Annotated in this window: 8 protein-coding genes; all 8 read left to right on the forward strand. The window is 44.9% G+C overall.

Annotated elements, in window-relative coordinates:
• Positions 1-340 precede the first annotated feature (340 nt).
• Entirely contained in the window at positions 341-3235 is a 2895-nt protein-coding gene (locus tag V7R42_RS05455) for a TonB-dependent receptor (protein ID WP_334019184.1), read from the forward strand.
• A 44-nt stretch (positions 3236-3279) separates the two neighbouring features.
• Positions 3280-6081, forward strand: coding sequence for a discoidin domain-containing protein (locus V7R42_RS05460; protein ID WP_334019185.1), 2802 nt, complete (start codon positions 3280-3282; stop codon positions 6079-6081).
• Between the two features lie 62 nt (positions 6082-6143).
• On the forward strand, positions 6144-7031 hold the full coding sequence (locus V7R42_RS05465; RefSeq protein ID WP_334019186.1) for a BadF/BadG/BcrA/BcrD ATPase family protein: 888 nt from the start codon (positions 6144-6146) through the stop codon (positions 7029-7031).
• Positions 7028-7993 carry a N(4)-(beta-N-acetylglucosaminyl)-L-asparaginase gene (locus tag V7R42_RS05470; protein WP_334019187.1) on the forward strand — a complete coding sequence of 322 codons (966 nt, stop codon included), beginning with the start codon at positions 7028-7030 and terminating at the stop codon, positions 7991-7993. The genes V7R42_RS05465 and V7R42_RS05470 overlap by 4 nt, the downstream gene beginning before the upstream one ends.
• A gap of 3 nt (positions 7994-7996) precedes the next feature.
• Positions 7997-9751, forward strand: coding sequence for an endo-beta-N-acetylglucosaminidase (locus V7R42_RS05475; RefSeq protein WP_334019188.1), 1755 nt, complete (start codon positions 7997-7999; stop codon positions 9749-9751).
• Positions 9748-10509 (forward strand): copper homeostasis protein CutC, encoded by a 762-nt coding sequence (locus tag V7R42_RS05480; RefSeq protein ID WP_334019189.1) that lies wholly within the window; start codon positions 9748-9750, stop codon positions 10507-10509. Before V7R42_RS05475 ends, V7R42_RS05480 begins: the two co-directional genes overlap by 4 nt.
• A 34-nt stretch (positions 10510-10543) precedes the next feature.
• The gene (locus tag V7R42_RS05485) at positions 10544-13060 is read left to right on the forward strand and encodes a beta-mannosidase (protein ID WP_334019190.1); all 2517 of its coding nucleotides are present in this window, start codon (positions 10544-10546) and stop codon (positions 13058-13060) included.
• Between the two features lie 4 nt (positions 13061-13064).
• Positions 13065-14855, forward strand: coding sequence for a sodium:solute symporter family protein (locus V7R42_RS05490; RefSeq protein ID WP_334019191.1), 1791 nt, complete (start codon positions 13065-13067; stop codon positions 14853-14855).
• Positions 14856-14857 lie beyond the last annotated feature (2 nt).

Raw genomic sequence — 14857 nt, forward strand, 5'->3', positions numbered from 1 at the left:
GCCAACGTTTACATCTTTAATTAATCTTTTTTACACAATCACTTTCGCAGTAACCTTTACGTTCCTCGGTTATTTTAAGTATAAGAAAATATTGAAAAAATATGTTTGTCTTTTTTTTGAACAAACCTTTTATGCGTAAAAAAAATGACTAAATTGTTAATGTTTGGTTGACATGGTTATTTTATCATCATAGTATCATTTCTGTAATCGATTACATTTGTTTCTATAGTAAGCGTTACATTTTAATATAATAATTAATCTCAAGGTATTGATTTAATTTGGGTTTACTTTTCACCCTTGCTTTTATTGTATACCTTTACATTAGATGGTGGAGAAAATCATGGCGACCAGGAACGCTCTGTATGATACCCCGTTAAGACGCGGTTTCGTTAAATCCTTACTTTGCCTATCGGTTTTAGGTGCTATAGGTTCAGTACACGCTCAAGACACACAACCAGAAGATGAAGAAATTACGGAAGTAATTGAAGTACGTGGCATACGTGCTTCCTCCGCGGAAAACCTGGCTATTAAACGATTGTCCAATGCAACCGTAGATGCCATAACTGCAGAAGACATTGGTAAATTTCCCGATAAAAACGTGGCTGACTCACTTCAGCGCGTTCCTGGGGTTGTCATTCAGCGCGATGGTGGCGAGGGTGCAACAGTAAGTATTCGCGGTTTATCGTCTGATCTTACTTTTACTCAGTTGAACGGTAATTTTATAGCATCTTCACCTGGCGAGCCTTCTCGTTCTTTTTCCTATGCATTGCTTCCATCTACGATGATTTCGCGCGTTGAAGTGTATAAGTCCTCAGAAGCGAGGCTTGATGAAGGTGGTATTGGCGGCACAGTAATCATGCATTCTCGTCGACCGTTAGAAATGGAAGCTAATTCGGGAATACTCAATATTGAATATACAAACGCCGATATTACTGACAAGTATGAGCCACAATTTAGCGGTATCTACTCTTGGAAAAATGACGACGAGGACTTAGGTTTCCTTGTTGGCTATACCAAGCAAGACCGTATCAACCGAGCTCAAAGTTCGAGAGTCAATATTCTCAACCAGAACTTTTACTATACAGAGATGGTTAATCAACAAACCATTGACGGTGGCGCACAAGGTTATGCGCCGCAAAGTATGGTGCAAGAGGTCCTTGAAGAGCAGCGTGAAAGAGAAGGCGTGCAGATAACAGCGCAATGGCGACCTACAGACCGCCTTGAATTAGGCATGAACTATTTCCGTTTTACGCTAGGTCAGGACTCTATTTTAAACCAGCTTGAATACCCAGAGTGGAATAACAACGACAATTTTTGGACAGATATCCGAGTTGACGCTGAAGCTGAATACGTTACAGGAATTGATTACGCCTCTGGTGCAGGCGGCACATTTATGCCATCTGCTATTCCGCGTATAAATGGTGAGTATACGATTGAAGAATCAACGTCAGATACCTTTGACTTTTTTGCTTCATACGAGGGGGACGTTTTTAATGTGAAAATGTCTGCCGGACATACCGAAGCAGAAGGTGGTCCGTCGGAAAAGTTTCGCGCTGCTTACTATTTAAATGAAGCATCAAGCTATTACGGGTGGGATTTGACGAATAAAGAAATGACCACTTATATGGACCCAAGTGCCATTGACAACTTGAAAGCGGGAATAGGTGGTGATGCCGATGTGGGGGCCACAGACTCTAGCTTTGTATCGGGCACGCAGGAAGAGACGTATGCCAGCATTGATGTCGATTATTATGTCGATTGGGGTGTAGTAGAAAAGCTGGTGTTTGGTGCGAAATACCGAGACGGTGAAATACATCGTGAAACACGTAACAGTTTCTACTTATCTCCAGATTTTGATATAGCGGGCGAAGAAGCCGCGGGTACTATCGATCTAGACGACGATTACTCACGCAATGGCGGAATTCCTAATATCACCGATGTGATATTGTCAGGATCTCTTGATAACTTGTCCGACGCGATTAACACCAACCTGTTCCCCGCAGTTGATTGGTACAAGTATCGAGACATCGTAAACGAGAACTTTGTTCACTACACACGCTTTGAAGATAATTATGTTTACGATGTAAACGAAAAGATTACAGCCGCGTACGTGCAAGCTGACTATAGCTATAAAGAAATCCGCGGTAACGTTGGGGTGCGCGTTGTACGCAATAAAACCATTTCTGGGTCTTCAGACAAAATTACCTACCGCTTGGACTGGACTGACGACGATGGTGCTGAACTTCCTATCGACCAGCAGCGCGTAGAAGACTTTGTATATATTGAGAAAGAAAATACCTACACCGAAGTGCTTCCGAGTTTGAACATCGTCTGGGAAATTAATGATAACTGGGTGTTGCGTGGTGCGGCAGCCAAAGTAATGGCACGACCTGGATACGATGAGCTAGGTCAGTTTCAAACGCTTACGTATACATCTAGCGAATACTCAGCTGACCGTTCAGGTGAACCTAACTTCGACGAGATAATCGACGGCGAAGGTTGGACTGGATCGGGTGGTAATAACAACTTGCAGCCTTTCTTGTCTACTCAGTTAGATATGTCGTTAGAATATTACTACGGTGAAGGCTCTGGTATGGGGCTCGCACTATTCAAGAAAGATGTTGATAACTTTGTTGTGCCGTTAATTATAGACATTACGCAAAGTGGGCCGGAGCGTCAATTTACCCTGCCAAATGCTAACGACAAAGTGATTACTGCAGGTGGTGATGATTTTACGGTAAGAGAATTCAGCACATCAGCAAACGGTACTGATGCAAGCTCGCAAGGAATGGAAGTCTTCATTCAGCATTTCTTTGACAATGGTTTCGGTGTGTATGCGAACTACACCTATAACGATACTAATCAAGCTAACGTAGAACTTGACGGTCAAAAAGTAGGTGAATCGCCGCTAACCGGTAGTTCAAAAAACCAAATGAACTTCTCAATCTTCTATGAAGACGATTTATTTAGCGTTCGTGCATCCTACAACCGCAGGGGTAAAACTGTGCAGGGTTACAACGCGAGTTGGGAGAAGAATTACTTTCAAGACCCTTATGCTCAGGTTGACTTGAACGCAAGTTATAACTTCTCTGAGAATCTTGTGTTTTCAGCTTCTGTAATCAATTTAACTAAATCTGACACCTACACCTATTTGGGAGATGACACCGATAAGCGATTTGTGCAAAACGCCTATGCGGGTCGCCGTTTTTACGCTGGTGCAACATACCGGTTTTAAAAAACAATCAGGTTAAGACAGAAAAGAATTGTAAAGGAAGAATCATGAAAACATTTACGAAAAAACCACTCCCTGCTTTTATTGCACTATCTTTAGCGAGTTTATATGGGTGCGGTGGTGGTGCTGACACGCCCGACCCTCAAGATGTACCCAAAGTGATTGAAACCACGTCGGCAGATATATCTGGCACAGTCGTCAAAGGAACCATCAGTAACGCAGTGATTTCAGTTGAGCAAATGAATGGTTCAGCTATTTCAATCGATGGTGGAGAGGTAAGAACAAACACTAACGGCAAAGCAGACTTCAGTGTGACAGGTGGAGAAGGTTTTGGTGTAAGTAGCATGTTTAAGATTACAGCTACAGCCGATAGTGATACTGCGATGATATGTGATGCGGCTAATTGCGCAGATATGACAATAGGCGAGAGTCTGTCAGGAGCACCGCTTACGGGCAGTGTGTTTACCACCATGAGCTACGTCGATGTGCCCTATGCGAATGATGCTGATGGAACATCAGACGCAACATTTCAGGCGAATGCACTTACGACGCTGGCTACAGCGCTAGTGGAACAAGACATCGCCGGCGATCGCAATGTATCTGTGCGGGAGCTATTTGAACTAGCGCTTTCCGACAATTCAGGTGTTTTACTAAAAGCGTTGGGGTCTAACCTAAGAGCGAATGTATTTAACACATCTCTTGTCAGTGCGGAGGCGTACGAAAATTTCGTTACCGGTGAACAGTGTAGCGAAGCGACAGATGAACAGGCGTCAATATGCACAGATGTTTTGGTGAGCACAGACGTAATTAAGCTATCGTTGCTAAACGCTGCATTTGCAAACATTGCGGCTGATGAAGATTTCACTACTCTGCCCGATACTATTTTAACGGCAATTGCCGCGGCAAGAGACGGCGATGAGACACAGCTTGCCCCCGTTAGAGAGCGTTTGTTAGCTTCAATTTCAGCTATGCCACTCGTCGCTGAGTTTGGTTTGACAGCGGAAGACATAATAGATGTTACGCTGGCGTTTAAAGAGGCGGCACCAAGCAGTGGGCCCGTTCAAGAAGTAACGAGCGCAGCTAACATAGCGTCTGCAACCATTACTGCTCGTAATCGAATCAGCGATGGGGAGTCTGAGGCAAAAGCATTTGATAATGATCCGACCACAAAATGGTTAGACCACAACGATTGGGAAGGTACACCAACGGCCGAAGACCCTTCTTGGATACAAATACAATTTGCTGAGGCACATGCTGTAAATAGCTTATTTATTACCAGCGCGAATGACGCAGAAAGTCGCGACCCTCAGAATTTTAACCTAGTCGCTTCTAATGATGGAGAAAGCTGGGTGACATTGGCTGAGTTTATCGGAGAGAGTTTCGATGAGCGACTGCAGCGTAAAGAATTCCGTTTCACCAATGGTATCGAGTATAGCTATTATCGATTAAATATTACTAAAAACCGTGGTGAAGACTCCCTAATGCAGCTCAGTGAAATTGAGTTAGTAGGGCCAATTCATCCTTCAGTCGACCATACCGATCCGGTGGGAAGTATTGACGTCACTGGACGAGCACGTATCAGTGATGGCGAAGCCGAGACGATGGCGTTCGACAATAATTTCGAGACAAAATGGCTAGACAATGGTGGCGTGCCTTCGGACGAGGATCCAGCCTGGGTCGAAGTTGTATTTCCTGAAGCTGTTGCCGTAGACACATTAGCCATTACCAGCGCCAACGATGCGCCTGAACGTGACCCACAAAACTTCAATTTACAGGGGAGTAATGATGGTGGTGAAACATGGTTCTTGCTTGGTGAGTGGATTGGGGAAAGCTTTGATGAACGGTTCGAACGTCAAACTTTTACGGCCAATAACTCTCTAGCGTACAGCAAATATCGTCTTAACATTACGAAAAATAAAGGTGATGTTACGCTAATGCAGCTCTCTGAAATAGAGTTGATTGGCCCTGTTACGCCAGATGTGAATCACGCCATGGCGGCGGGCGCTAGCATTACTGCGCGCAATGCTATAAGCGAAGGGGAGTCGGGCATAAAAGCATTTGACGGCGATCCGGAAACTAAATGGCTTGACCATAACGATTGGGCTGGTGCACCTACATCAGAAAACCCGGCATGGGCGCAAGTGGCCTTCACTCAGCCAGTTACAGTTAATAAGTTGGCGCTGACTAGCGCTAACGATGCTGAGAGTAGAGACCCTCAGAACTTTAATGTGCAAGCGTCTAATGACGGTACGAATTGGGTCACCTTGTCGAGTTGGCTTGGGGAAGACTTTGATGATCGTTTTCAGCGCAGAGTGTTTGCATTTAGTAATGATCTCGGTTTTTCTTACTACCGATTTAATGTCACTAAAAACCGCGGCGATGACACGTTGATGCAAATTGCCGAAATAGAATTGATTGGTCCTACTTACAGCTCAATTGATTTGACCTCGCAATCGGGTACAACAGCAACAGCGAGTAGCGGTGATGCCCCACAAAGCACAGTTGACAACGATGTAAACACAAGTTGGTCTGCATCTGTTGAAAATGGCGCGTGGATTCAATTTGATATGCCAGCCTCGCAAGTTGTTAATAACATGACACTTAGTATCGGCGGTGACACAGCTTCTGCCCCAGCAGACTTTAACCTTGTTGGTTCTAACGATGGTGGCAGCACTTGGCAAACCATCGCAAGCTGGACGGGTGAAACATGGGATAGTGGTTACGAGCGAAGCTTGTTCGATATGGCGAATGGATTTGCCTATAGTAGCTATCGCTTGAATATCACAGCGACAAACGGAAGCAGCACAGTCGTGTTGTCTGAAGTAGAGCTTATTGGTCCTGATCAGTAAGGTAAAATCTGGCGGTGCCGTTCTGGCATCGCCAACGTTTTCATATCAAAAAAAAGCGTGAAATGACTTTATATATTGGTATTGACGGTGGTGGGTCACACTGCCGCGCACTTTTACAAGACTCAAAAGGCAAAATATTGGGCGAGGGATGGGGTGGTCCAGCGAACCCGGTAAATGACGTTGAGCTTGCAAAACTATCCATTTTAGAGGCTTGCTATCAAGCTTTATCAAATGCGGGCATGGACGTGAACGCCATTTCTCAATGCTCGGTAGGTGCGGGTCTTTCGGGACTTCATTTGCCTTATATATATGATGTCATGAACGCATGGGACCATCCATTTGATTTCTTAACTTTAACAACGGATCTTCATGCCGCAGTCGCTGGCGCACATCAAGGGAAAGATGGAGGCGTATTGATCCTCGGTACTGGTTTCAGTGCGATGGCAATAAAAAGCAAAGAGCAATTTGCTTTAGGCGGTATGGGATTTCCTATTAATGCAAAGGCAAGTGGTTCGTGGCTTGGTTTGGAAGCGATAAAAGCGGTACTCCTCGCCGTAGATGAACTAGGCCCAGATACACGACTAACACGCCTAATTCTCAATAAAAAAAATGCTATAGAACTGGCACAACAAACGGTTAACGCTGGCGCTAGTGTTTTTGCAAAATACGCTCCCTTTGTATTCGAAGCAGCTGATAAAGGCGACACAGTGGCTAATGAACTTATAAATGAAGCGTCGGATTTCGCAGCACATGTGATAGCTAAAATGATTAATTTTGGCGTGGCTAATATTGCTTTGGTGGGCAGCGTCGCGCACGCGCTTTACCCGCGCTTACCCCACGATTTAAAACAACACATTATATCTCCGCACGGTTCTCCACAGGCGGGAGCCATATTATTGCTGCAACAAGCCATATTGAACAAAGACAGTGCTCAAAAGGATCCGCAATGACAACACGACGCAAATTTTTACAGCTTTCAGCGTTGACGAGTGCGTTAGGGGTGTTTTTACCCACTTCAGCTAAAGCTTCTACTAAGCCGAATAGCCCTATTGTTGTTTCAACGTGGGAGCATGGCCTTCCAGCGAACGCAGCAGCGTGGAATGTGCTCAGTAGTGGCGGACGCGCTATTGATGCTGTTGAAGCTGGTGTACGTATTCCTGAGGCAGATCCTGAGGTAAGAACGGTCGGGTATGGCGGTTACCCAGATAGTGAAGGTAACGTGACACTTGATGCCTGCATTATGGATGAGAATATGAATTGTGGTTCAGTTGCCTACCTTCAAGGAATTAAACACCCCATTTCTGTTGCGCGCCGCGTTATGGATAAAACCCCACACGTCATGCTTGTGGGAGAAGGAGCGAAAGCCTTTGCACTGCAACAGGGTTTTATTGAAGAAAATCTGCTAACCGCAGAGGCCAAAGCAGACTGGAAAAATTGGCTTAAAACGAGAAAAGTTCAGCAAATTAACATAGAGAACCACGACACTATAGGTATGTTGGCGCTCGATAAGAAGGGAAATTTATCGGGGGCTTGTACAACGTCAGGAGCGGCGTACAAACTGCCCGGAAGGGTGGGTGACTCGCCTATCATTGGCAGCGGTTTATACGTTGATAATGAAGTAGGTGCGGCTACCGCTACAGGGATGGGTGAACTAATGATGAAGACGGTAGGTTGTCATTTAGTGGTTGAGCTTATGCGTCAAGGGGCATCTCCAGCAGAAGCATGTAAAGGCGCTGTAGAACGAATCGCGTTGAAACTAGGAGATTACAAAGCATTCCAGGTAGGATTTTTGGCATTAAATAAACAGGGCGAATACGGGGCGCACTGCATTCAACCTGGTTTTAACTATGCCGTTCACGACGGCAACGGCGCTCAACTCATCGATGGTAATAGTTTGTTAAAAGGAGCGTAAACAATGAATAGATTAGTAACGACAACGCTAGTGGCACTATTCGTCTCATCGTCATGGGCCACGTCGAACCAAGAAACTATTACGCCGAATAGCCCGCCATTTGCGCTCACACTTGAGCAACTTGAACAGTGGTCACCTCAATCAAAATGGGTAGATAGCCGAAACGTAGCTACAATACCTCTTGCAAGGAGGGACACCGCTACGTTATTTGGAAATGACGGAAATCCGGTAATTCAAGATAGAGCCGCAAAAGTGCTTTATGCACCAGATGGCATGAACAACTTTGGAAACTATCTCGCACGTCAACCCAAGTTTAACCTTTACAATTTCACCCATTGGTCTGACATAGACATACTCAATTGGTTCGCCGGTACCGCGAAGCATACGGTACAAATTCCAGCGAAGCCGTGGGTAGACGCCGCACACAAAAACGGCGTAAAAGTCATTGGCTCAGTTTTTCTTGGGGTCGCGCAGTGGGGTGGGAGCGCCGACACAGTCGAACAGCTCCTTATACAGGACGCCGAAGGGCGGTTTTTACTTGCAGACAAGCTTATTCGCATAGCGCAATTTTATGGTTTTGACGGTTGGCTTATTAACCAAGAAACCGATCTTACCTCAGTTAAAGATCAAAATAATAACCTTGTGGAAGGCGAAAAAAATTATGCGCGAGGTCAAAAGCTAGCCACTAAAATGCTGGCTTTCGTGCAATACCTTACTGCCAATGCGCCATCAGGAATGGAAATACATTGGTATGATTCAATGGTCGCTTCAGGAGAGGTAAAATGGCAAAACGAGCTTAATGATGTCAATAGTCGTTTCTTGAGCGACAAAAACCTACGTTCTAGCGATGCCATTTTTCTGAATTACTGGTGGAATAAAGGCATGGTTGACGAATCTGTTAACCATGCGAAAAAAATTGGACGCTCAGCATACGACATCTACACTGGCGCAGATATGTGGCCACAGCGTAATGCACAAACTGCATTCGTTGTAACAGATTGGTATAACTGGCTTTTCTTTGATGGTCGTGCGAAAACATCAATCGCAATCTTTGCGCCCAATTTCAATTATAACTTTGGCGGCGATGATAAGCGCGAAGCGTTTAGTCTGTTCCAACAAGATAGCACTGATTATGCTCGATACTATGCCACCGAACAGCGCCTTTTTGCTGGTGACGACCTCAATCTCGCGTTCCTCGATAAACAAGGGTGGCCAGGAATTGCAAGTAGATTGAGTGCCTCAACGCCTCATTTATCCTTGCCATTCACGACATCGTTTAATACAGGGCATGGCTTACATTTATTCGATAATGGCCATAAAACTACTACGCCATGGTCTGATATGGCCGCACAAACCGCGCTTCCGACATGGCAGTTTGCCATTTTTGGCGCATCACCCAATTCACCATTCCACGTAGGTTATCACTTTGATGATGCGTTTCAGGGTGGGAGCTCACTCAAAATTAAGGGCGAAGGCTCGCGTGTGAGGGTGCCTCTTTTTGCTACGCGATTTGCAATTACGAAAGACAGTGAATTACTAGTGACGACAAAAAATTCACTGTCTGGAATGGCAATTTACTTAATTGATGCCAACAAGAAACGATGGACCTTTTCACTATCTAGCTCAAAGGACTGGCAGTCGAGTACGTTCCCGCTGAGTGCGCTCGCAGGAGAACAAGTTCTTGAGCTTGGTCTGATTACAGAAAAAGGTAACGTGGCAGTTGATGGGCTGCTAGGTAAATTGATGGTAACTCAATGATTCCATTAGAAGTTTGTGTTGATGCTGATAGCCCTGCGTTTACCAGCAACCTTGAGCAATTGAAACAAGCAGACGTAGATCGTATAGAACTGTGTGCCAGTATGCATTGCGAAGGCCTCACACCTTCGCGTACGGCAATTATTGAAGCGCGGAGCATCTTCAATCACAAAGAGCTGATGGTAATGATAAGACCAAGGCCAGGTGACTTTTGCTACTCGAAACGTGAATGCGAAGCAATGATGCTTAGTATTGATACGGCGGCTTCTCTCGGTGCGAACGGTGTAGTGTTTGGTGCGCTTGATGAAACGTTGTCGCTGCACCACAAGAATACGGCGGCACTACTTAACCGGGCTAGACGACAAGGTTTATCGGTGACCTTCCACAGGGCGTTTGACGCCATTATTAACCCTAAAAAATCTATACTTCCACTCATTGATATGGGGGTAACCAGAGTTTTGACCTCAGGTACTCCATGGGGTAGCGGCTTAGGTGCTGACAAAGGCTTGGCAATGTTGAAAAAGCTTAAATCGGCGGCGAGCGGTCACATTGAGTTGGTCGTTGGTGGCGGTGTGACTCCTGAAAATGCGCCTTTCATCATTTCATCATTACTGGGGCAGAGCAAATCTCTAGTCAACAATGGAAACAATGGTATCTCATTACATTGCTTCTCATCCGTACTCGAAAACGGGTTAATCAGCAACGATAAGCTGTCCCGACTTTATAATTCCTGTCGCGCTCTATCAATAGAAATTCAATAGTTTGGCGACGCTTAATCAAGACGATATGAAAATTATGGCTAATACCACATCTACGCAAGATACTCGCACGCTTTCACTTAATGGAGAGTGGGAGTTTAGGCAAGCTGGAACTGAATTGTGGCACAAAGCGACAGTTCCTGGATGTAACTTCACAGATTTAATGTCTGCAGGACTGATTGACGATCCTTTTTACCGTGATAATGAAAGCAAACTTCAGTGGATTGAAAAGGAGGATTGGGAGTATCGAAAAACGGTTGTTTTAGATGACACATTTTTATCTGCGCCTCGTATTCAGCTGGTGGCGGAAGGGCTAGATACTTTTTGTGATATTTCGATAAACGGTCAGCGCCTTGCAAGCACAGATAATATGTTTGTGGGTCACCGCATTGAAGCAAAAGAGTTTTTACGCATTGGGGACAATTATATAGAAATTACCTTTCGCTCCCCAATATTAGAAACAATGCCACGTTACAAAGCGGCAGGGTATGCCTATCCTGCCGAAAACGACAAGTCAGAGGAAAAGTTAAGCGTATATTGCAGAAAGGCGCCCTGCCATTTTGGATGGGACTGGGGCCCACGGTTCGTTACAAGTGGAATTTGGAGAAATATTGCTTTTGAATCTATTGAAAATACACGCATTGAGGATGTGTACTATCGCCTGATATCACTTGATGATGCTAAAGCTACGATTTCTTTTGATGTTACACTAGATGATGCACTTCCCGTTAACAGCCAACTTGAAGTGACATGCAAGCAGATTCCTGGGTTTACTACTACTGTCACTCACAGCGCGTTTGAAAATAACGGTACACAAATCGTATTGGAGATAGATGAGCCAAAACGCTGGTGGCCAAATGGGATGGGTGAAGCATTCCTGTATCACTTTGTATTTGAGATAACATCCCAGCAGCAAACGCTTAATCGTTATTGTCAAAGTATTGGTTTACGAACTATTGAAGTCATTAATCAGCCTGATGATCTTGGTGTCAGCTTTTTCCTGCAAGTAAATGGGCACAAGGTTTTCATGAAAGGGGCGAACTACATCCCTGCCGATAGTTTTTTGAATAGAATGTCGACAGAACGTCATGCGGCGTTGATGGACTCTGCGGTATCGGCAAACATGAATATGTTGCGTGTATGGGGCGGTGGCATTTATCAAGATGATGCGTTTTATCGTCTAGCTGATGAGAAAGGTCTGTTAATTTGGCAAGACTTTATGTTCGCATGTACTTTGTACCCTGGTGATACGGCATTTTTAGAAAATGTTAGGAGGGAAGCAGAGTACAACATTAAACGTTTGCGCAACCATGCTTGTCTAGCGCTTTGGTGTGGTAATAACGAAGTGGATATGGCGATAAAGCACTGGGAATGGCCCGAAAAGTTTGGTTATTCCGAAGAGGTGTATGCCGGGCTGAAGCAAGACTACAAAGCGTTATTTGATCAACTGCTTCCCTCAATGATTGAACAGTTTGATAGTGCTCGTTTCTATATGCGTTCATCTCCTATCGGCTTTTGGGAAGAAGACGCGGACCATATTGCTAATCATCACTTTTGGGGAGTATGGCACGGTGAGCAGCCGTTCAGCGAATATCAGAAGCGCATCCCTCGATTTATGAGCGAATATGGCTTTCAATCTTTTCCGATTGAGAGCTCATTCAAGAAGTTTACAGTCCCTGGCGATTGGGATTTGCAGTCGGATGTTTTACGAGTGCATCAAAAACACCCGCGAGGCAATCAGCTCATCCATAGCTACATGGATACAGAGTTTTTACCGCCAAAAAATTTCCAGCAGCTCTTATATTTGAGCCAGGTGCAACAAGCTGAAGGATTAAAGCTAGCGTTCGAAGCGCATAGATCCGCTATGCCTTTTTGCATGGGGAGTTTGTATTGGCAGCTCAACGATACGTGGCCGGCAGCATCATGGTCAGGTATAGACTATTACGGGAAGTGGAAAGCACTGCACTACCAAGCAAAAAGGAGCTTTGCTCAACACGTACTGGTGGTTACAGAGACTGAGGACTGCGTCAACGTTCAGGGGGTGAACGATAGTTTGCAAAACCTAGATGCTAACCTTGAGCTTAAGGTTGTTGACTTCAGAGGGAAGGTTTTATGGTCCGAGGCTAACGACGTTTCACTTGCAGCCAATAGTAGCGAATGCTTACTTATTTTAAATAAAATAGCGTTGAACGGTTTTGCTTTGGAAGAGGTTGTATTGGTTGCTTCACTGGTTCGTGAAGACACAGAACTAGCCCGCGCACACTTCTACTTGGTCCCTCATCGTTCTTTAGCCTTACCAAGGGAAGGAATCAACCTTAGTGCTGAGATCAAAGAAAATACGCTTTATGTAACTGTGCACTCTACCGTTTTACATCGTCATGTATTGGTAGATGTTCCTGATCTCACAGTCAATTTTTCTGATAACTTCTTTGATCTTCTTGCCGGTGAGACTAAAGTCATTTCCCTACCTCTCACAACAACACCGCTAGACGCGCGAGAACAGTTAATTGATGCCATTGAGTGTCAATCTCTAGTGGACAGCTATACAGGGTAATTAGATGAATTTAAGTGTAATAGATTTAGTCGTTATTGCTGGTTATCTATTAGGTACGCTCGGACTGGGATTTTATATATCAAAGCAAGCCAGCAAAGATATGAACGCTTATTTCTTAGCTGGCAACAAAATTCCTTGGTGGGCGTTGGGGGTGTCAAATGCGTCAGGCATGTTCGACATTACCGGCACCATGTGGCTGGTGTCGATGTGTTTTGTTTATGGCCTTAAAAGCGCCTGGCTACCCTGGATATGGCCCATTTTTAACCAAATATTTCTGATGGTGTATTTGTCTATTTGGCTTCGCCGCTCAAACGTGATGACGGGGGCGCAATGGTTGGAAACACGATTTGGGAAAGGCAAGAGTGCAGAGCTTTGCCAATTAATCGTGGTGATTTTTGCTCTCATCAGTGCAATAGGCTTTATCGCTTATGCGTTTAAAGGTATTGGTAAATTTGCGGCTATTTTTTTTCCATGGGAAGTCTCTCCGGACATATATGCACTCGTGATTTTCACCATTACAACCTTGTATGTGATTAAAGGTGGAATGTATTCAGTCGTATTCACGGAAGTATTGCAATTTATCATAATGACTATTGCCGCAATAGCGGTAGGCATAATTGCTATGAATCTAGTTACTCCATCGCAGATTGAGTCTGCGACGCCTCAGGGGTGGTCGAGCATCACGTTCGGCTGGGAGCTAAATTTAAATTGGGAAGGATTAATAGACAGCGTTAATAGCAAAATCCATAACGACGGTTTTGAACTCTTCGGTTTAATGATCATGATGATGCTATTTAAAGGCACACTGTTTTCGATGGCCGGCCCTGTGCCCAACTACGACATGCAGCGAATTTTGGCTACCAAATCTCCGAAAGAGGCAGCTAAGATGAGTGGGCTGGTATCGCTAGTGATGTTTTTGCCTCGTTATATGATGGTGGCAGGCCTCACAGTACTCGCACTCGTGTACATGGGGCCAGAAATTCAATCACAAGGTGCTGATTTTGATTTTGAGCAAATACTGCCCTATGCCATTAACAACTTTGTTCCTGTAGGGTTGACGGGTCTGCTTATCGCGGGCTTGCTTGCTGCCTTCATGTCTACGTTTGCCGCCTCGGTTAATGCTGCCCCTGTCTATTTTGTTAATGATATCTACAAGCGCTATTTTCGACCTCACGCAGATAAGAAGACTTACGTAAAAGTAAGTTATTTCGTGAGTTTTACTATGGTGGCTATAGGTATTGCTCTTGGATTAATACTGGGCTCAATTAACGATATTATGCAATGGATATTTGGCGCATTGTTTGGTGGTTATGCCGCTGCAAACCTACTCAAATGGCACTGGTGGCGATTCAATGCGTACGGTTACTTTTGGGGAATGATTGCAGGGTTATTATGCTCGCTATTCCTACCCCTTCTGATGCCAGACGTCCATCCTTTGATGGCATTCCCCGTTTTGCTTGGCTTGAGTTTAACTGGGTGTGTGGCGGGTACACTTCTGACGCCGCCTGAAGACGAAGATGTGCTATGCAATTTCTACCGTCAAGTAAGACCATGGGGGGCTTGGGGGCCTATTCGAAAAAAAGTGATGGCCGATGACCCTCACTTCAAACGCGATGACAATGCGGGTCGAGACGTTGCTAATATTTTGGTGGGCGTTGCTTGGCAGATCAGTTTGGTCGTGCTTCCTATTTATCTGGTTATAAGAGACTGGGACGGTGTGGCTACGGCCCTGCTAATAGCTGTTATTACCATGTGGTTCCTAAAATGGAATTGGTTAGACAAACTAAAAGATTGAGA

Origin of the sequence: Alteromonas sp. S015, from assembly GCF_036864485.1 — a bacterium.
GTDB lineage: Bacteria > Pseudomonadota > Gammaproteobacteria > Enterobacterales > Alteromonadaceae > Alteromonas.